Annotated in this window: 22 protein-coding genes; all 22 read left to right on the forward strand. The window is 49.6% G+C overall.

The window, feature by feature from the left end; all coding sequences use genetic code 11:
* Window positions 1–13: 13 nt before the first annotated feature.
* The 22 genes from NFS35_RS10370 (at window position 14) to NFS35_RS10475 (ending at window position 20,108) form a co-directional block, all read left to right on the forward strand.
* Window positions 14–898 (forward strand): MotE family protein, encoded by an 885-nt coding sequence (locus NFS35_RS10370; RefSeq protein ID WP_251207056.1) that lies wholly within the window; start codon window positions 14–16, stop codon window positions 896–898.
* 124 nt (window positions 899–1,022) lie between these two features.
* Window positions 1,023–2,384 (forward strand): flagellar hook-length control protein FliK, encoded by a 1,362-nt coding sequence (locus NFS35_RS10375; protein ID WP_251207057.1) that lies wholly within the window; start codon window positions 1,023–1,025, stop codon window positions 2,382–2,384.
* A gap of 33 nt (window positions 2,385–2,417) precedes the next feature.
* Window positions 2,418–3,143 carry a flagellar hook assembly protein FlgD gene (locus NFS35_RS10380; RefSeq protein WP_251207058.1) on the forward strand — a complete coding sequence of 242 codons (726 nt, stop codon included), beginning with the start codon at window positions 2,418–2,420 and terminating at the stop codon, window positions 3,141–3,143.
* A gap of 50 nt (window positions 3,144–3,193) precedes the next feature.
* On the forward strand, window positions 3,194–3,592 hold the full coding sequence (locus tag NFS35_RS10385; RefSeq protein ID WP_251207059.1) for a TIGR02530 family flagellar biosynthesis protein: 399 nt from the start codon (window positions 3,194–3,196) through the stop codon (window positions 3,590–3,592).
* A 161-nt stretch (window positions 3,593–3,753) separates the two neighbouring features.
* The gene (locus NFS35_RS10390; RefSeq protein ID WP_251207060.1) at window positions 3,754–5,229 is read left to right on the forward strand and encodes a flagellar hook protein FlgE; all 1,476 of its coding nucleotides are present in this window, start codon (window positions 3,754–3,756) and stop codon (window positions 5,227–5,229) included.
* Window positions 5,230–5,311: 82 nt separating this feature from the next.
* A complete protein-coding gene (locus tag NFS35_RS29270) occupies window positions 5,312–5,674 on the forward strand; it encodes a flagellar FlbD family protein (RefSeq protein WP_330640156.1) in 363 nt (120 codons plus the stop codon).
* A gap of 21 nt (window positions 5,675–5,695) precedes the next feature.
* Window positions 5,696–6,502 carry a motility protein A gene (locus tag NFS35_RS10400; protein WP_330640157.1) on the forward strand — a complete coding sequence of 269 codons (807 nt, stop codon included), beginning with the start codon at window positions 5,696–5,698 and terminating at the stop codon, window positions 6,500–6,502.
* Window positions 6,502–7,329, forward strand: coding sequence for an OmpA/MotB family protein (locus NFS35_RS10405; protein WP_251207061.1), 828 nt, complete (start codon window positions 6,502–6,504; stop codon window positions 7,327–7,329). The genes NFS35_RS10400 and NFS35_RS10405 overlap by 1 nt, the downstream gene beginning before the upstream one ends.
* 51 nt (window positions 7,330–7,380) lie before the next feature.
* Window positions 7,381–7,926 carry a hypothetical protein gene (locus NFS35_RS10410; protein WP_251207062.1) on the forward strand — a complete coding sequence of 182 codons (546 nt, stop codon included), beginning with the start codon at window positions 7,381–7,383 and terminating at the stop codon, window positions 7,924–7,926.
* 64 nt (window positions 7,927–7,990) lie between these two features.
* The gene (gene fliM / locus NFS35_RS10415) at window positions 7,991–8,971 is read left to right on the forward strand and encodes a flagellar motor switch protein FliM (protein WP_251207063.1); all 981 of its coding nucleotides are present in this window, start codon (window positions 7,991–7,993) and stop codon (window positions 8,969–8,971) included.
* A gap of 3 nt (window positions 8,972–8,974) precedes the next feature.
* Complete coding sequence (fliY, locus tag NFS35_RS10420) at window positions 8,975–10,339, forward strand: flagellar motor switch phosphatase FliY (RefSeq protein WP_251207064.1); 1,365 nt, start codon at window positions 8,975–8,977, stop codon at window positions 10,337–10,339.
* Between the two features lie 12 nt (window positions 10,340–10,351).
* The gene (locus NFS35_RS10425) at window positions 10,352–10,714 is read left to right on the forward strand and encodes a response regulator (RefSeq protein ID WP_251207065.1); all 363 of its coding nucleotides are present in this window, start codon (window positions 10,352–10,354) and stop codon (window positions 10,712–10,714) included.
* Window positions 10,714–11,106 carry a flagellar biosynthetic protein FliO gene (locus tag NFS35_RS10430; RefSeq protein WP_251207066.1) on the forward strand — a complete coding sequence of 131 codons (393 nt, stop codon included), beginning with the start codon at window positions 10,714–10,716 and terminating at the stop codon, window positions 11,104–11,106. The genes NFS35_RS10425 and NFS35_RS10430 overlap by 1 nt, the downstream gene beginning before the upstream one ends.
* Window positions 11,096–11,884, forward strand: a complete 789-nt coding sequence (gene fliP, locus NFS35_RS10435; protein ID WP_408629633.1) for a flagellar type III secretion system pore protein FliP — start codon at window positions 11,096–11,098, stop codon at window positions 11,882–11,884. The genes NFS35_RS10430 and fliP overlap by 11 nt, the downstream gene beginning before the upstream one ends.
* 46 nt (window positions 11,885–11,930) lie before the next feature.
* Window positions 11,931–12,203 (forward strand): flagellar biosynthesis protein FliQ, encoded by a 273-nt coding sequence (gene fliQ / locus NFS35_RS10440; protein ID WP_251207068.1) that lies wholly within the window; start codon window positions 11,931–11,933, stop codon window positions 12,201–12,203.
* A 12-nt stretch (window positions 12,204–12,215) separates the two neighbouring features.
* A complete protein-coding gene (fliR, locus tag NFS35_RS10445) occupies window positions 12,216–12,998 on the forward strand; it encodes a flagellar biosynthetic protein FliR (RefSeq protein WP_251207069.1) in 783 nt (260 codons plus the stop codon).
* Window positions 12,995–14,104, forward strand: coding sequence for a flagellar biosynthesis protein FlhB (gene flhB, locus NFS35_RS10450; RefSeq protein ID WP_251207070.1), 1,110 nt, complete (start codon window positions 12,995–12,997; stop codon window positions 14,102–14,104). The genes fliR and flhB overlap by 4 nt, the downstream gene beginning before the upstream one ends.
* Before the next feature lie 127 nt (window positions 14,105–14,231).
* A complete protein-coding gene (gene flhA, locus NFS35_RS10455; protein WP_330640159.1) occupies window positions 14,232–16,277 on the forward strand; it encodes a flagellar biosynthesis protein FlhA in 2,046 nt (681 codons plus the stop codon).
* 1 nt (window position 16,278) lies between these two features.
* Entirely contained in the window at window positions 16,279–17,553 is a 1,275-nt protein-coding gene (flhF, locus tag NFS35_RS10460; protein ID WP_251207071.1) for a flagellar biosynthesis protein FlhF, read from the forward strand.
* Between the two features lie 34 nt (window positions 17,554–17,587).
* Window positions 17,588–18,463, forward strand: a complete 876-nt coding sequence (locus NFS35_RS10465) for a MinD/ParA family protein (RefSeq protein ID WP_251207072.1) — start codon at window positions 17,588–17,590, stop codon at window positions 18,461–18,463.
* A gap of 27 nt (window positions 18,464–18,490) precedes the next feature.
* Window positions 18,491–19,228, forward strand: coding sequence for a flagellar brake protein (locus tag NFS35_RS10470; RefSeq protein WP_251207073.1), 738 nt, complete (start codon window positions 18,491–18,493; stop codon window positions 19,226–19,228).
* Window positions 19,229–19,481: 253 nt separating this feature from the next.
* Window positions 19,482–20,108, forward strand: coding sequence for a chemotaxis protein CheC (locus tag NFS35_RS10475; protein ID WP_251207074.1), 627 nt, complete (start codon window positions 19,482–19,484; stop codon window positions 20,106–20,108).
* Window positions 20,109–20,122: the final 14 nt, after the last annotated feature.

The following is a 20,122-nucleotide window of genomic DNA, read 5'->3' on the forward strand; positions in this document are numbered from 1 at the left end:
GAGAGATTACTATATGGCAACAAAGGAATTGAGTCCTGTGGCTGCTGCGGCAGCAGAGGAAAAGGCAAAGCTTAAGGAAGAGAAAAAGAAATTCCGGCAGGAACAGAAAGAGCAGAAAAAGGAAGCCAAAAAGAGGGCGGCGGAGATAGCGAAACAGGAAGAGGCGCTGGGAGAGGACGGCGGCAATGGCGCAGTCACCTTTCTTGCGACTCTGCTGATAGTGATTCTGTGGCTGGCTATCGTCTGTGTAGTGATTAAGATGGATGTGGGCGGCTTCGGCAGCAGCGTCCTGACGCCTATATTAAAAGACGTGCCTGTTGTCAATAAGATTCTGCCCTCCAAATCACTTCCTTCTTCCGGGGAGAATGTGGATTCTGAGAGTTATGGGGGATATGACAGCATGGATGAGGCGGTAGCCTATATCAAGCAGCTGGAGCTGGAGCTGGAGAGGGAGCAGACTGCGTCCAAAGGTAAGGATTCACAGATTGACGAGCTGAAAGCTGAGGTTCTGCGGCTGCAGGAATTTGAGCAGAAACAGTCAGAATTTCAGCGCATCCAGACGGAGTTCCTGGAGCAGGTAGTCTATTCGGACAAGGGACCGGGCCCGGAGGAATACAAGAAGTTCTATGAGGCTGCAAATCCGGCCTCCTGGGAGTATGTCTACAGGCAGGTAATCACCCAGCTGCAGGCGGATCAGGAGATTCAGGACTTTGCCAATACCTATTCTGAGATGAAGCCGAAACAGGCGGCGGCAATTTTTGAGGATATGACAGATAATCTGGATTTGGTCGCTAAGATATTGAATGCCATGTCCGTGGATGACAGGGCGAAAATAATGGGAGCCATGGATTCCAGCGTGGCTGCAAAGCTCACGAAAATGATGGATCCGGACTCTTAAGGATCATATTTCAAACTCCGATATAATTTGTGGGGTAGTATTTTGATGCGAAAGCGTCAGAATATTTATGATATATCCCAAATAAAGTGGAAGAATAATTCCATTTAAAGAAAGGAGGGAAAGGATGTCAAGTACAGCTGTAAAGGAAGTCAGTTCGCTTTTCGCGAATATGACGGTGGCACAGGCAGGCAGGAATGCTCCGGGGGCCGCGAATTTCCAGAATATCTGGAATAATCAGATGAACAAGAATGCGGCGGGAAATACCTTTTCCAACAGCACTGCGGATGCAGCTAAAAAACAGAGTGTTTCAGGCACCCGGCTGCAGAAAGGGTCATCTCTGAAAGCAAAGGAAAGTCAGATCGCGCAGGAAGAGACAGCAGAGCTTTCTCCTGAGGAGCAGGAGCAGGCCATGGAAGTGCTGGGAAGTGCGGCGCTTAAACTGATGCAGGAGATTGCTGATGCTTTCGGTATCACGGTGGAAGAGCTTCAGGCGGCCATGGATAGTCTGGATATGGGACAGATGGATGTACTGGATGCTTCCAAGCTTGGCGCGCTTCTGCTGAATCTGGGCGGTGCGGAGGATTTATATGCGCTGGTCACAGACGGGGAACTGTATGATACCTACCGGATGCTGATGGATCAGCTGAATGGAGCTCTTCAGGAAAGCGCCGATGCGCTGGGGACAGAGCCGGAACAGTTACAGGCACTGATTCAGGACAATCTGGAGAGTGGTATACCTGTGGAGGAGGGGCTTGTCCGGACAGAACAAACCGAGAAGGCTGCAGAACTTTGGAGACAAGAGGGCAGCCAGCCGGTGGATGCGCAGTCTGATGCGGCTGGCAATGGAGTGCAGGAGGCCGTGCAGGAATCTCAGGAGACCCAAAATCAGGGTGAAGAGCAGAAACAGGAGCGGCATTCCGAGGGGAAATCCGACAGAGAGCCCCAGTTCAATCTGCTTTTACAGAACCTCAGAGCAGAGCAGTTTCAGCCCAATGCGGCACAGGCACAGAATGTGGCCCAGAGCAGTCCCTGGAGTGAGAACACACAGAATATCATGAACCAGATTCTGGACTACATGAAGCTTCAGCTGAACGCGGACAGCACAAATCTGGAGATGCAGCTCCATCCCGCAAGTCTGGGGACGCTGCAGATTCAGCTCGCTTCCAAGGCAGGCGTGGTCACAGCGAACTTTATTGCGCAGAACGAGGCGGTGAAAGCGGCGTTGGAGACCCAGATGATACAGCTCAAGGAGCAGTTCGAGGAGCAGGGCATCAGGGTGGAATCCATTGAGGTCACGGTACAGACCCACGAATTCGAGCGGAATCTGGATGAACAGGGCCGCGGAAGGAATGAACAGCCGGAAAAGAAGAACCGTTCGAGAAAGATTAATCCGGGCGGAGCTGTTTCCATGGAAGACGCAGAGGCAGAAGAGCCTGTGGCAGAGAGGATAACGGCAACCGGCAGCACGGTGGAGTACACCGCGTAAGAAATCAAAAAAATATCAGAAAGGAGAACGCAGATGAGTATATTGATGGCACCCGTGAAAGACGGCAAATTCGTGGAGACGGATACCCAGGCTTCCTTGAAAAAAGCAAACAGTTCCGACAAGAACGGCATGGACAAGGATGCTTTCCTGCAGCTTCTGGTAGCGCAGATGCAGTATCAGGATCCCCTGGAGCCCACTTCCAACACGGAATATATTTCCCAGTATGCGCAGTTCTCTCAGGTAGAGCAGATACAGAACCTGGCGGCTACCTCGGAACTGGCCAGAGCGAGTTCACTGGTGGGGCAGGAGGTCTATATCAAGACCACATCCTCAAACGGAAAGCAGAACCTGCTGTACGGCAAGGTGGATTATGTGGTGTTTGAGAACAACAAGGCTTACCTTGCTATCGATGAGTCTCTCTATTCGCTGGATGATTTGGATTCGGTTGTGGATCAGGACTACAAGAATGCATTTGACAAGGCGTACAATTTCACAGTAAAGCTGAACAAACTTCCTGTCCTGAACGCCGTCGATTTGTCCTATGCGGAGGATATCGATGAGTTGGAGAAGATCTACAATGAGATGACGGATTACGAGAAGAGCTTCCTGACAGACGAGAATGTGGAGAAGCTGAAGAAGTATATCGAGAAATTAAAGGAAGTGCGCCAGGCCGCAGGCGAGGGTGGCGATGACGGCGAGGATGGGGACGATTCCGGTACCGACGAGACGGAGGGCGCTGATGGAGCCGGCGGAGCGTAAGCACCACTGACAGCGGAAATTTCTATCAGGACAAAAAGGAGCATACAGGGATGGATATTCAGAACAATGGCTATATGTCCATTGCGCAGCTGACGGACCAATATCTGGGCAAGGCCCGTAAGGCATCGGTCCGGGAGACCAGGGAGGGTCTGACCTTTCAGGATGTCCTGCAGCAGAAAGCGGAGCCGGGAGCCTGCAGCCTTAAGTTTTCCAAACATGCCATGGGGAGGCTGGCCGACCGCAATATCGAGCTGGACGACAGCCAGTTGGAACGGCTGGCATCAGGCACCAGGAAAGCGGAGCAGAAGGGCATCAGGGATTCGCTGGTGATTGTAGATTCGCTGGCATTCATTGTGAACGTGCCGAACCAGACAGTGGTCACAGCAATGGACAGTACGCAGACAGATGAGAACATATTTACGAACATCAATGGGGCAGTTATCATGTGACCGGACCTCAAGGGGGTCATGAGCCCCTCGAATGACAGAGAGGGGCATGCTTCGTTGAAAGACATTTACCAATCAACATGTATAGCGAGTGGGCGCTTCCGGAATGCCGCACCGGAAAGGACAGACGGATGCACTCACGAGTATAGGAGGAAGCAAGCACTATGATGAGATCGCTTTTCTCTGGCGTGTCGGGACTGAAGACACACCAGACCAGAATGGACGTTATCGGTAACAATATCGCCAACGTGAACACGGTAGCCTACAAATACAGCACCATGACGTTCGCGTCATTGATGAGCCAGACCACCCAGAGGGCCAGCGGCGCCAACGCCACTACTGGTACGGGCGGCGTCAACGCCAGGCAGATCGGCCTGGGCGTGAAGACCAGCGCCATCAATATCAATATTACGGCCCAGGGCGCAAGCCAGTCCACGGGCAATCCCTTTGACATCATGATTACGGGGGAGAACTTCTTCGTAGTCAGCGACGGCAAGCAGAACTACTTTACCAGGGACGGTTCCTTCTATGTGGACGGAGCGGGAAACCTGGCCATGACCAGCATCGGTTACAATGTCATGGGATGGCAGCCGGATATCGACCCGGAGACCGGGGATGTGAGGGGCATCAAGAAGGATACGGTGTCCGCCCTGCGCATCATGAGCTCCGCTAACATGACTTATCCGCCTGAGGCTACCAGTGAGGCTTATATGTCCGGTATCATTGATTTGAACGATACGGATGTGACTTCTGACGGCGGTAAGGTGGTGAACCTGAATTTCTATGATTCATTGGGGTATACGTATACGGCTAAGTTTTCGTTTAAGCAGGATCCGGGGACTCCTGCAGGCCCCAACGGTACTCCTGCGGCTGTTCCGGGAGATCAATACAAGTATACTATGTCGCTCGTTGAACTTCAGGATTCGACAGGAAAGAAAGTGCCTGCAAATGCAGCTGATGAAGCGGCGTATACTAAGATAATGCAGTCTATAATGGCAGATAGAACAGTTATATTTGATAAGAAAACAGGTAAGATTGCTTCACTTGCGGAAGGTACAAATACACCGATTACTAATTTGAATGATATGCATTTTAATTTAAATCTTGATGTATTGAATGACACTGCGAATCCTCCTGCTACAGCTACTGATGCGGGTAATTTCCAGAAGATTAACCTGGACATCTCCCAACTGACGACCTTCGACAACAAGGGAACCTCCACCGCGGGAGCCACCAACGGCAAGGACGACAAGTACAACACCGGCTCCGGCCGCCGTGTAGGCGCCATGATCGGCGTAGCCATCCAGCAGAACGGAGAAATCTACGCAAGCTACGACAACGGCATGACCAAGCTCTTGGGCCAGATTGCCACGGCCAGGTTCGCTAACGCGTCCGGTCTGGAGAAGCAGGCGGACAATCTCTACTCTGCGACGCTGAACTCCGGTGCTTTCGACGGCATCGGCGTGGACATCACAGCGGACGGAGGCTACATGTCCACCGGCCAATTGGAGATGAGCAACGTGGATCTGTCCTCGGAGTTCACGGAGATGATTACCACCCAGCGTGGCTTCCAGGCTAACAGCCGTATTATAACAGTATCCGATACGCTTCTGGAAGAATTAACTAACCTGAAGAGGTAAATTTTTCTCGCTTTATAAGTTGAAGTATGATATAATAGCAACGAAAAGCTTTTCTTCCATGTTCGGAGGCAGGAGCGGCCGGGTGGCCATACTGCCAATGAACCGCCTGTATTTATGGCATAAAGGGGGACAGTGGTCTGTCCCCCATATTCTTGTAATGCGTAGGCTGCAGGGTTTCGACGTGAGGGCATTGGCCTGTCACAGAGGGAGAGTCCAAGGTGGTGGCAGGTATGACAGGGTAGAGAAAAGAGGCATTGAAATGATTGAAGTGACGAAACTGAACGGAGTGAAAGTTCTGGTGAATCCGCATCTGTTTGAAGTAGTGGAGGAAACCCCCGACACGGTCATCACTCTTACCACTGGAAAAAAAATAATTGTAAAAGAAAGTAGACAAGAGATCAAAAATCTTGTAATATTATATAGAAAGGGTATTTTTGCGGACTAATCAAAAGAAGCAGAAGAGTAGGTGATTTTCGTGGATATTGCGTCTTTAGTTGGTATTATTTTATGTTTTGCGATGATGCTTTATGGTATCATAGATGGTGCCGGTATCAATAACCTGGTAAAGGAATATTGGAACTTCCCATCAGCCATCATTACCTTTGGTGGTGCCTTTGCTGCTACGCTGACATCGCACAGTATGGCAGACTACATAAGCGGCCTGAAGAGCTTTGCACTTATCTTTAAGGTTCCGGCAGTGAATACCGCGGATATGATTCGTAAGATTATTGATTTGTCCAATGTGGCTCGTAAGGAAGGGCTCCTTTCGCTGGAGGAAGCTGCCGCGGATATGGATGATGCTTTCCTGAAGAAAGGAATCCTTCTGATGGTAGACGGCACGGATCCGGAACTTGTGCGTGCTATCATGGAGACGGAACTGGTCAGTATTGAGGGAAGACATAAGACATGCATCGGTTTCTGGGATACTCTCGGAGCAATGGGCCCTGCATGGGGTATGATTGGTACCCTGATCGGACTGGTTGACATGCTGTATCATATGGATAATGTGGCTACTCTGGGACCTGCCATGGCTGTGGCCTTGATTACCACGTTTTATGGTTCCGTGCTTGCCAATGCCATCTGTACTCCGGTGTCCAATAAATTGAAAGTAGACAATGCTGCAGAGATGATGCTGAAAGAGGTTATGATTGAGGGCCTGCTGTCCATTCAGGCCGGAGAGAATCCGAGAGTCATCGAAGAGAAGCTGAAATCTTTCCTGTCTCCTCAGGAAAGAGAGGCCGCTGGCGGTTCAGATGCGGGGGGTGAGGAGTAATGGCAAAGCGCAAAGAGGATGCGCCGCCCGCCGGTTCGCCGGCATGGATGGCGACTTTCAGTGACCTGATGAACCTCCTTCTCTGCTTTTTTGTCATGCTTTTCGCTATGTCCAGTATTGAGGAGGCCAAGCTGCAGGAGTTTGTGGCTGCCATGAACAATACTTTCAGCGTCTTCGATGGCGGCGCAAGCGCTATCGGAGATGGTATTCTGATCAGCAACGGAGTCAGCCAGCTCAATGAGCTTGATCAGTATATCAACAGCACTGGTAAAACTGCTGACAGTGAGACAGACGGAGAGGACTTCAACGATTACGAAATGTCCCCTGAGGCCATGGAAGAAATCCTTGAGGACAAGATGCTGGAAGAAAATGAAGAGCGCGTGGAGGAAATCGAGGAAGCTCTGAGCGAGAGTGACATCGCGGATGAAGTGGAAATCAGTTTTACCGCCCAGTATGTGAAGCTGACTATGAATGGCGGACTGTTGTTCGACTCGGGAAGCGCGGAGCTGAAAGATGATGCGAAGATGATTATCGATAAGGTAGGCATCATATTGGAGCGCTATGGAAGCACGGGCACGATAGAAATCGAGGGGCATACGGATAATGTTCCCATGAAGAGCGCCCAGTATCCCAGCAATGAAGAGCTGAGCAGCGCGAGAGCCCTGTCAGTGTTCTATTATCTGCTGGACTCTACTACTTTGAATCCGCTGAACCTGAAACATGCCGGAATGGGCGAGAGAGTTCCTATTGCCGACAACTCCACTCCGGAGGGCAGGAGCAGAAACAGAAGAGTCGAGATATTGATTTACAATCCGTCCCAGGGTTAAGTCTTATGAATTTCAAGGAAAATTGATGATAGAAGAAAGGGTTTTCACGATATGAAAAAGAATTTGTTAAGCGTGCTGATATTGGTGCTGATGATTGTAAACATTGCCATGTCGGCGGTCATGATGATGAGCGTGACCAGCACGAACCAAAAGACGGCCGCCCTGATGGACAGCATTGCGACAGCGATGAACCTGGAATGGAACAGCCCGGGCAGTCTGACGGATGTGCCCTTGTCGGATTCCGAGACTTACAATGTAGGAACGATGACAGTCCATCTGGACTACTCGGAGATAGTGGGAGAGGATGGCACTGTCACTACCAGCGACAAGCAGATATACATTGTATTTGACATCGCTCTTCTGTTGAATAAGACCCATGAGGATTATGAATCGTACGGCGGTGACAATATGAGCCAGTACGACAGCATGATTAAGGATGCCATTGAGAATGTAGTGACCAACTATACTGAAGAAGAGTGCCGAGCGGACTTCAGCGGCGCCATCAGGGATGAAATCCTCGCTGCCATTCAGGATTTATTCCATTCAAAGGTCGTATACGGCATTACGTTGAACAACGTAAAGTACGGCGGCGGCTGACGGACAGACAGGTTGGATAGTATGGCGGACAGCCAAAGAAGCATATGACAGGAGGTGGACCTGTGTGGCCGATATTCTTTCCCAGGCGGAGATAGATGCCTTGCTTTCGGCAATGTCTTCTGGTGAGCTCGATACAGAGCAGATGCAGCAGAAAGATGAAAAGAAAGTTAAGAATTACGATTTCAGCAGTCCTACGAAGTTTTCTAAAGACCATCTGAGGACGCTGGAGATTATATATGAGCATTATGCAAGGTTGCTTTCGACCAACCTTCCCGTGTATCTGCGCAAGAACGTGCAGGTGTCGGTATTGGGCTCGGAGGCCATAAAATTCAATGAATTTACCAACTCGCTATCAAGCCCGGTCATCATGGGAATAGTCAATTTCACACCCCTGAATGGTTCGATTATCATGGAGTTGGGCACGAATCTCGGCTATGCCATGTTGGACCGTATGCTGGGAGGAAATGGACAGCCTCTGGATAAAAGCAGAGACTTTTCCGAGATAGAACAGATAATCATAGAAAAGATATTGGTGATGTTCGTCCAGCTTCTCAGAGAGCCGTGGAAGAACGTGATTGATATATCCCCTGTGCTGAGCCGGTTGGAGACCAATGCGCAGTTCGCGCAGATAATCGCTCCCAGCGAGATGGTCGCTATCGTGACATTGAATATCAAGATTGGGGATGTAGAGGGTATGATGACCATCTGTCTCCCATTCCTCACCCTTGAGGATGTCATGGATAAGCTGAATACGAAATACTGGTATTCCACCATGCAGGAGAGGCATGACGAGAATTATGAGATGTATATCGAGTCGATGATTCGGAAAGTGGATGTGCCGGTGAAAGCAGTACTCGGTACGAGCACTATATCTGTAGGTGATTTCATGAACCTGCAGGTAGGAGATTGCATCAAGCTGAATTCCCTGATGGATCAGGATATGGATATCTATGTAGGCAATATCAAGAAGTTTACTGCGTTGCCTGGCACGGAAAGAGACTCTTATGCTGTCAGGATTACTTCGGTCATTAGAGAGGAGGAATAAACAATGGATGGTGCATTGTCTCAAGACGAGATAAACGCATTACTTTCTGGCATTGATTCGTCTGAGGACGATGATGCCCGGGCTGCCGGAATCGGCAAGGAGGGCGGCGAAAACTCTGGCGGCGCAATCCAGAGTATGGAAGAAGCCAGGGAATTGCTTTCGGATGTTGAGAAAGACGCTGTCGGTGAGGTTGCCAATATCAGCATGGGTTCTTCGGCTACCACATTGTATTCTCTTGTAAACAGGAAAGTCAATATCACGACACCGGAGGTGGGATTTGCCACATGGGATAACCTGTTGGATCAGTATGAAAGACCATGCGTCTTCATCCAGATTAAATATACGGTTGGCCTGGACGGCACGAATATTCTGATATTGAAAGAGCATGATGTGAAAGTCATCACTGATCTGATGATGGGCGGCGATGGCACGAACACGGATGGAGAGCTGGGTGAACTGCATCTGAGCGCCATATCCGAGGCCATGAACCAGATGATGGGAGCATCGGCTACGTCTCTTTCCACGATGATGAATACAAAAATCGACATCAGTCCGCCAGAGGCAGAACTGCTGGATTTGGCCCAGGTGAGGAATGGAGAGGATGTTTCGCCTTTTTTGGGAGGCATCTTTGTAAAGATATCTTTCCGAATGCAGATTGACGATTTGGTAGACAGTTCCATCATGCAGCTGTATCCCATAGATTTTGCGCGCAAAGTAGTGGATACTTTTATGAATTCGCAGTCCGCGGCAGTTGATGAAGAGAAGAAAGAGCAGGCTTCTTCCGGTGCGGCGCAGCAGGCGGCTGTGGGACCGCAGCCTGGCATGAATCAGGCAGCAGCGGTTCCCCAGATGGATATGAACGCGGCAGCGAATATGGGCATGCCTATGGGAGCAGGTATGAATTCTCAGATGAATGCGAATGCCATGAATATGGGCGGCATGCCGATGGGAATGAACCCTCAGATGATGAATATGGGTGGTATGCCTATGGGGGCAATGGGCATGCCTATGGGGATGAACCCCCAGATGATGAATATGGGCGGAGCAATGAATCCTCAGGCCGCCATGCAGAATATCAATGTTCAGCCTGCGCAGTTCCAGAGCTTTGCGGCGGATGGAGGCAGCATAGCAGGACAGGAGAACATCGGACTCATTATGGATGTCCCTCTGAACGTAACCGTGGAGCTTGGCCGTACAACCAAGTCCATTTCCGAAATTCTTGACTTTGCACCTGGCTCTATCATTGAGCTTGACCGTATTGCCGGTGAGCCTATAGATGTTCTGGTAAATGGAAAGCTTGTTGCAAAGGGAGAAGTAGTTGTAATTGAAGAGTGCTTCAGCGTAAGGATAACAGAGATTATCAAGTAGGAGGATAATTTAATGGCAAAGAATATTTTGATTTGCGATGACGCGGCGTTCATGAGGATGATGATCAAGAATGTCCTGACCAAGGGTGGCTACAATGTTGTGGGTGAGGCTGAGAACGGCGCCAAGGCAGTGGAGAAGTACAAAGAACTCTCTCCGGATCTGGTGCTGATGGACATCACCATGCCTGAGATGGACGGAATTCAGGCCCTGAAAGAAATCAAGGGCATTGATGCCGGTGCAAAGGTCATCATGTGTTCCGCTATGGGACAGCAGGCGATGGTAGTGGAATCTATTCAGGCCGGTGCAAAGGACTTCATTGTAAAGCCGTTCCAGGAGGATCGTGTCTTGGAGGCTGTGAAGAAGGTCATCGGTTGATGGTGCTATTGACTCAGAACGCGGGCGCTTATGCCCAGTTCATCACAGTGCTCTTGCTGTTTGTGGTAGTGCTGGGGATAACAGCTGCTGTCACGAAGTGGCTGGCGAATTATCAGAAGCAGCAGGGCATGAATGAGAATATAGAGGTAATAGAGACCACTCGTATTGCAAATAATAAGTATATCCAGATTATACGGGCAGGCGGGAAATACATGGCCATTGCTGTCTGTAAGGATACGGTTACCATGTTGGGCGAGATTCCGGAGGATACGCTGAAAGAGACGAAGCCTGTGCAGGGTTTTAACTTCAAAGAGCTTCTCGATAAGGCCATGATCAAAAAGGATGCCGCCCGGGAAGAGCCAAAGGATAATCAGTTGCATGATGAAAAATAAGCTTAAAACCAAGCGAATAGTAACCGCAATATGCCTACTGGTCACGGTGGGCATATTGTGTATTGTAAGTTCAATGACAGTATTTGCCAGCAATGCGGAGACGGATCCGAATATTCTGTCCATTACCATGAATGACGGGAATGGGGAAATCAACGGCTCTCTGCGTATCCTGCTGACCCTGACGCTGATATCCATTGCGCCCATTCTCATCATAATGATGACATCCTTTACGCGTATCATCATTGTGCTGCATTTTACCCGGGCGGCGCTGAATACGCAGACGGCTCCGCCGAACCAGATTCTTGTGGGATTGGCTCTGATTCTTACCTTTTTTATCATGGAGCCCTATGTGGAGGAAATCAACGAGCAGGCGTACCAGCCTTATGAGGCGGGGGAAATTGAGCTGGATGAGGCATTGGAGCGAGGGGTAGCGCCTCTGCGGAGATTCATGTACCCGCAGACGCAGCTGAAAGATGTGGAGCTGTTCATGGATATCTCCGGACAGGAATGGGACGGGGAGACTCTTGACAGCATACCGATGTCTGTATTGCTGCCCAGTTTTATGCTGGGCGAGCTGCGGATGGCGTTCTGGATAGGTTTCGTGATTTATGTACCATTTATTGTCATTGACATGGTAGTGGCATCCACGCTGATGAGCATGGGTATGATGATGCTGCCGCCGACTACGATTTCCATGCCGTTCAAGATTCTGCTCTTTGTCCTGGCGGATGGTTGGAGTATGGTGATAGGAAAGCTGGTAGAAACGTTTTATTGGTAAAGTGTGAGTTGCGAGAAGAAGTGAGCCGGAAAGGAGGAGTTGCAGGATGACGGTAGAAGCGGTTATGGACATCACAAGTCAGGCATTGTTCCTGATTATTAAGGTATCGCTGCCGGTGCTGCTGGTATCGCTGTGTGTAGGTCTGGCTGTCAGTATTTTCCAGACGGTGACCTCCATTCAGGAGCAGACGCTCACCTTTGTGCCTAAGATTATCTGTGTCTTCCTTTCCTTGATTTTATTTGGGAACTGGATGATGACAGCCATGGTAGAGTTTATGGTGACACTGTGGTCAAACTTCGGTCTCTACACGGGTAGTTGAGGGGCATGATGGATGATAAACTATTCCTTTTCCATTTATGATTTGGAATATTTTCTTTTGATTTTAGTCAGGGTATCATGTTTCGTATATGTGGCCCCTTTCTTCAGTATGAGGAACACGCCCGCCAATGTACGGGTGGCAATGAGCTTTTTCACCTCATTGCTTCTGTATCAGGCCCTGACGCCCACAGAGGCAGTGGCCTATTCTTCATTGATGGGATATACTGTCATCGTGCTGAAAGAAGCACTGGTGGGGCTGCTGATAGGATTTGCGGCCAATATTTGTACCTCTATCGTGAATTTCGCGGGTTCTATCGCGGATATGGAGACAGGATTGTCCATGGTGACCCTGATGGACCCCACCTCCAGAGAAAGTACCAGCATCACGGGCGTCCTTTATCAGTATGTGCTGATGTTCATGATGATTGCCACAGGGATGTACCGGTATCTGTTCGGTGCTCTGGCGGATACTTTTGTGCTGATTCCTGTGAATGGAGCGGTGCTCCGTTCGGAGTCATTGATGAATTCCATGCTGGAATTTCTCTCAGACTATGTTATCATCGGCTTTCGCATCGTATTGCCGATATTTTGTTCTATATTGCTGCTGAATGCCGTTTTGGGCGTACTGGCCAAGGTGGCGCCGCAGATGAATATGTTCGCGGTAGGTATCCAGCTGAAAGTACTGGTGGGGCTGTCCGTGCTGTTTCTTACAGCGGGCATGCTGCCTGGGATAGCTGATTTTGTGCTTGATGAGATGAAGAGAATGATTGATTCCTTTGTGGGAGGCATGATATGATTCAATATAATCTGCAGTTCTTTGCAAAGGAAGGCATGGGCGGTGAGAAGACAGAGCCTGCCACTCAAAAGAAGTTGGATGATGCCCGCAAGAAAGGACAGGTGGCCAAGAGCAGGGAGATTACCAATGGTCTGGAGCTTTTGGCGCTGTTTCTGATATTGAAGTTCTGGGTAGGGCATATGGGAGTGCAGTTTCTGGATGTCTTCAACAGCGTTTACAGCAAGATTCCGGAAGTGACAGTGTACTGGCAGGATACTATGCCGGAGCGGGAAGCAGGCATCCTGTTCAGCCAGCTCTTGCTGGGGGTCTTGATGATCACAGCTCCGATTCTGCTGGTGGGATATCTGATCGCGTTTGTCACAGATGTGGCGCAGGTGAAGTGGAAGCCCACTCTGGAGCCTATGAAACCTAAGTTCAGCAAACTGAATCCAATCAGCGGCTTCAAGAAGATTTTTTCAGTGAACGCATTGGTGGAACTGGTCAAATCCATCGCCAAAATTCTTTTGATAGGATATGTCTGCTATAGTTATCTGAAAGATAAATGGCCGATATTATTTAATCTCTATGACGTGACACTGATGCAGGCGCTGGGGATTGTAGCTGATACCGTGACAGATTTGGGCATACGTGTTGCAGTGTTTTACATGGTGCTGGCATTTGCGGATTTCGCTTATCAGAAATTTAAGTTCTCCAATGATATGAAGATGACCAAGCAGGAAGTCAAGGAAGAGTTCAAACAGCAGGAAGGGGATCCGCAGGTCAAGGGAAAAATCAGGCAGAAGATGAGGGAGACCTCCATGAAGCGTATGATGCAGTCTCTGCCCCAGGCGGATGTGGTCATCACGAACCCCACCCATTATGCGGTAGCCATCAAGTACGATCCTCAGGTGGCGGATGCGCCCCTGGTGATAGCAAAGGGTGAGGATTATCTGGCAGCGCGCATCAAGGAAGTCGCTAAGGAGAATAACATAGAAATTGTCGAGAACAAGCCTCTGGCCAGGATGCTGTATGCCAATGTGGACATAGGTCAGGCGGTGCCGCCGGAACTGTATCAGGCGGTGGCAGAGGTGTTGGCGTTTGTATATCATTTACAGGGAAAAGTGTGAACGGAATGAAGATTTTCTAAGGCTGGAAAGTACCCGGCCTAAGAAAATCTGAGTCATTCCGGGAAGAATCGCAGGGGAAGCGGTTCTTCCAGCAGGATTAGAATGATTCAGAGGAGGAGATGACAGCATGAGCGATAAAATGGCGAGAACAGATGTTATGATAGCTATCTATGTGCTGATAGCGTTCATGATGTTCATAGTACCGCTTCCGGCAGTAATCCTGGATGTTTTCATGGCACTTAATATCGCTGTGGCTTTTACGATTTTGTTTGCCTGTATGTTTATCAAGGAAGTGCTGGATATGTCCTACTTCCCTACCATTCTTTTGTTCACTACGATTTTCCGGATTGCCATGAACGTATCTTCGACAAGACTGATTCTGAAGACAGGCACCTCCGGAAACGTGGTACTGACATTTGGAGAATTTGTAGGCGGCGGCGATTTGATTATCGGAGCAATCGTTTTTATCATTCTGATCATGATTCAGTTCCTGGTCATTAATAAGGGCTCTGAGCGTGTGGCTGAAGTTACCGCGAGATTTACCCTGGACGCTATGCCTGGTAAGCAGATGGCTATCGATGCGGATTTGAATACCGGTGCCATCGATGACAGGGAAGCGAGAGAGCGGCGTGAGAAGATTCAGCTGGAATCCAGCTTTTTCGGTTCCATGGACGGTGCCGTGAAGTATGTAAAGGGAGATGCCATCGCAGGCCTTCTGCTGACGCTCATCAATTTGCTGGGCGGCCTTGCCATGGGTATGCTGCGAGGCGGCATGGATCCCATGACGGCGCTGGATAATTACGGCATCCTCACCATCGGTGACGGCCTGGTGAGCCAGATTCCCTCTCTGCTCATTTCACTGTCTACAGGTGTATTGGTCACAAAGGGAAGCAAGGAGTCAGAGTTCGGTCCGGCCATTGTCAGACAGCTCTTCGGAATACCGAAAGTCATGTACATGGTGGGCGGGACGCTGGCCTTTTTGTCGATATTTACTGATTTGAATACCATCCTGTTCCTGGGGATGGGCCTCGTGTTCATCGTAGGAGGCAGAATGATTGCCGGCAATCTGGAGACAGAGGCAATAGAGCGCGAGGTGGACAGCGATGAGGAGGCAGCGGAGGAAATGCGCCAGCCTGAGAATGTGGCGAGCCTCCTGCAGGTGGATCCCATCGAGCTGGAGTTCGGTTACGGAATCATTCCCCTGGCCGATGTGAACCAGGGCGGAGATCTGCTGGACCGCGTGGTCATGATTCGAAGACAGATTGCGCTGGAGCTTGGTACGGTGGTGCCCATCATCCGCCTGCGCGACAATATCCAGCTGAATCCCAATCAGTATATCATTAAGATTAAGGGCATACAGGTCAGTGAAGGAGAAATCCTTTTTGACCATTACATGGCCATGAATCCAGGCTATGTGGAGGAGGAAATCACAGGTATTCCTACCTTTGAGCCGTCATTCCATCTGCCGGCCATCTGGATTACAGAGGGACAGAGGGAGCGGGCGGAGAGCCTGGGTTATACAGTAGTGGATCCGCCGTCCATCATCGCTACTCATCTGACGGAAATCATCAGGCAGCATATCGACGAGCTGCTGAGCAGGCAGGATGTACAGAATCTGGTGAACAACATGAAGGAGACGAATCCTTCGCTGGTGGAGGAACTGGTGCCGAAGCTTCTGGGGCTGGGAGAAATCCAGAAAGTGCTGCAGAATCTTTTGAAAGAGGGCATCTCCATCAGGGATCTCCTTACCATCATGGAGACGCTGGCCGACTATGCGCCGGCCACCAGAGATACGGATATTTTGACGGAATATGTAAGACAGAGCCTGAAGCGGGCTATTTCCACGAAATATTTTCCGTCCCACGAGACCACCAGTGTGGTCACTTTGGATCCGAAAGTGGAACAGGAGATTATGGGAAGCGTGAAGCAGACGGAAAACGGAGCTTTCCTGAATCTGGATCCGGGGAGATCCCGGGCAATCATCGATTCAGTGGGCAAGGAAGTCCAGAAGCTGGAGAATCTTGGAAAGAATCCAATTGTGATTACATCTCCTATTGTACGTATGTATTTCAAGAGATTGACAGAAGATTATTTCAGAGAATTGGTAGTCGTATCTTATAATGAAGTCGAAACGAACGTAGAATTACAGTCTGTGGGGATGGTGACAGCATAAAATGATAATCAAGAAGTTTTTGGGCAAAACGGAAGAGGAGGCGGTAGAGGCTGCCAAAAAAGAGTTGGGAAACGGCATTGTTATCATGAACGTGAAGACCGTGAAACAAAAAGGCCTGATGGCTTTGTTCCGGCCAAAGATGACCGAGGTCACGGTAGCGCTTGAAGAAGAGAAAGACAGCCAGCGTTTCCAGCGCAAGGAAAAAAATGCCGGGACGGCAGGAGGCTCTGTGCTTCAGGGTGAGCAGCCGATATCCGGGGCGGGAAATACCCTGCAGGCCGGGGAAAGTTCTCTGGAAGACAGGGTTTCCATCGAGAAGAAGCTTGACAATCTTCAAAATCTCCTGGTGAGCCGTTTTCAGCAGAGCGAAGAAGAGCGTAAGGATCTTCTGGCTGAGGAGGAGGCTTTGGATTCGGGAGAGTCCGAGGAAGAAGGGGAGACGGAGGAAAAGGAAGCGGTCACAGAACAGCAGCGTTTCATGAAGCTTCTCTATAATACCATGCTGGAGAGCGAGGTTGACGAGAAATACGCGAACCAGATTGTGGACGAGGTAGATGTGTCAGGACAGTCGAATCTTCCCTTTGACTATATTTTGGGAAATGTATACCAGAAGATGATTCTGAAATTCGGCAGAGCGGAGGGCATCGCCGAGACGGAGGGGCATCCCCGGATTGTCGTCTTCATGGGCCCCACAGGGGTGGGAAAGACCACTACCATAGCCAAAATAGCCAGCGACTATGTAGTGGAGGAGAAGAAAAAGGTTGCGCTTCTGACTTCGGATACCTATCGGATTGCCGCGGTAGACCAGCTGCGTACCTATGCCAATATCCTGGAAGTGCCTTTCTGTGTCATCTATTCGGAGGACGACGTAAAAGAGGCAATACAGGAGTTTGCAGAGTATGACTATGTCTTTGTGGACACGGCGGGCCATTCCCATCAGAATGAGGAACAGCTGAACCATATGAAGAGACTGGTGGAGGTGGTGCAGGAGGCAGGGGACAGTCAGTTTTTTCTGGTGCTTTCCGCTACCACGAAGTACAGGGATCTGCAGAAAATTGTATCCTGTTACAACCAGGTTGCGGATTATCAGCTGATTTTCACGAAGCTGGACGAGACAGATGTATTGGGGAATCTGTTGAATCTGAAGCTTTATACAGACAAATCGATTGCTTACGTGACGCATGGGCAGAATGTGCCTAATGATATTGAGCTGTTCAATCCCCAGAAGACGGTGAAGCAGATTTTAAGCAAGAAGCAGGAGAGGAATGAGACATAAGAAAGAGAGAAAAAGGCACGTAAGGAGGTAAGAGATGGATCAGGCGGAACAGTTACGAATCCTTAAGGCTGAAAAGCAGCAGCCGAAATCATTGGCCCGTGTCATTGCTGTCACCAGCGGCAAGGGCGGCGTAGGTAAGTCCAATACCTCTATCAATCTGGCTATCCAGTTCAAGAAAATGGGGAAACGTGTCATCATTCTGGATGCGGATTTTGGCCTTGCGAATATTGAAATCATGTTTGGCACGGTTCCCGAGCACAGCCTCAGCGACTTGATTTATCAGGGGAAGAGCATAACGGATATCATCACCTGGGGTCCCATGGGGGTGGGGTTCATCTCCGGCGGAAGCGGTATTGTGGGGATGTCCAATCTGAGCCATGATTATCTGAATTACATCATCAAGAACCTGGTACAGCTTGACAGCATTGCCGACATCATCATTGTGGATACGGGAGCGGGCATTTCTGACGCGGTGCTGGAATTCCTTGTAGCCAGCGGCGAAATACTTCTGGTGACTACGCCTGAGCCCACTTCGATTACAGACTCCTATTCACTGGTAAAGGCGCTCTACCGGCATCCCAAATTTGATGCGGAGACAATGAAAGTGAAGCTGATTGCCAACAGGGTGGGGAAGGCATCAGAGGGACAGACGCTTTTTAATAAACTGAATGCTGTGCTTGAGCGCTATCTGAAAGTTCCTATGACGTATTTGGGCTACGTGCCGGAGGATTTCCACTTGTCAAGGTCAGTGATGCAGCAGGTTCCGGTGTCCCTCCATAATCCCGGCGCCAGGTCTACAGCGGCTTATGAGCGTATTGCGGCGCGGCTTCTGGACAGGGAAGAGGCACAGAGACAGCCCAAAAGAGGGATGGCAGCATTTTTTTCATCTATAATTACAACAAAACGGTAAAACGAAAAGTAAAGGCAGGTGGTTGTTATGTTTTCCAAATTTATATCAATCGGAGATAAGATTGAATTACAGGCTGTGTCACGGGAAGATGAGGAGAAGCCCGAAAGTCCGGCGAAAGTGTACCACAGTGAGGTGACCGAGATTCAGTCTGAGGATACCGTCGAGATTACCATGCCGATGGAGAAGTCGAAATTGATTCTGCTTCCCATAGACAGTGAGTATGACATGATTTTCTATGGCTCCAGCGGTCTGTTCCAGTGCCTGGGCAGAATTATCGATCGCTATAAGAGCAATAATTCCTATCTGCTCCTGGTGGAAATGACCAGTAATCTGCGCAAATATCAGCGGCGCGAGTTCTATCGCCTGCGCTGTGCCCTGGAGATGCATGCCAGGACACTGAGAGAGGATGAAGTGCAGACAGTGGAGAGCAGGATGCCTTATACTCTGTCAAATGACTTTCCTCTGAAAGAAAGCGTCATCGTGGATATCAGCGGCGGCGGACTTCGTTTTGTAGCCGCGCAGCGCTTTGAGCAGGGCAGTCTTCTGTATTGCAGTTACCATCTGATGAATGGCGGAGAGCACAAAAAGTACGAAGTGATATGCAAGGTGATAAGCTGCATAGAGCTGGACAATCGCCCCGGAACCTTTGAGCACAGAGTCCAGTACTATGACATAGACCCTGTGGAGAGGGAGGAAATCATCAAATATATCTTCGAGGAAGAGCGGAAGAGCAGGCAGAAGAAGAGATTTAGTCCTGAGTCATAATTGATACTGCTTAACGATTTCACTTGCTATGAAACCAGACTGCATAACGCTGACTGGTTCAATCGCATGATTGCATTAGGCAGTATTCAGCGATATGCAGTATATACTGACTTTCACTGAGACTTGACTCACGAGCAGAGGATTTCCGGGACATCGAGGCAAATTTCATCGCTTGAGCGTATACATATGCAGCGATTGTATCTTGCCAAAAAATAGAAAGAATGCCTTGCAAAAAAGACATGGGGGTATATGAATGAAAGATATCAATTTGGATCAGGTTTCACAGAATTATTACGATGTGCTGAAAGAAATCGGCAATATAGGCGCCGGAAACGCCATGACAGCCCTTTCGCAGATGCTTCAGTGCAAGGTGGACATGAAAGTTCCCCAGGTGAGGCTGCTGGAGTTTTCCGAAGTAGGGGAACTGATGGGCGGCGAGGAGCAGATTATGGCTGCCGTGCTGCTGGCCGTGGAGGGAGACATCACGGGCTATATGATGTTCATGGTGGAAGAGAACAGTGCCAGGCATCTGATTGGAAAAATTACGGGAGGAATGCTTCCGGAAGGAATGGAATTCGATGAGATGGGGCTGTCGGCCATGCAGGAGGTAGGGAACATCATTACCGGCGCATATCTGAATTCCTTGTCTTCCATGACGAATCTGACGGTGCTTCCGTCTCCGCCGGCGGTGACTGTTGACATGGCGGAGGCGATCCTCAGCGTACCGGCGATTCAGTTCGGCATATATGGGGATAAGATTTTGCTGATTCAGTCGCAGTTTTATGATGAAGTACAGCTGGACGGCTATTTTATATTGATTCCGGATCTGGAGTCGTATGAAAAGATACTGACAGCTTTGGGCGTACCTATCGAAATGTGAGAAATGTTGATGTA

Origin of the sequence: Acetatifactor aquisgranensis (assembly GCF_943193215.1) — a bacterium.
Taxonomy (GTDB): Bacteria; Bacillota; Clostridia; order Lachnospirales; family Lachnospiraceae; genus Acetatifactor; species Acetatifactor aquisgranensis.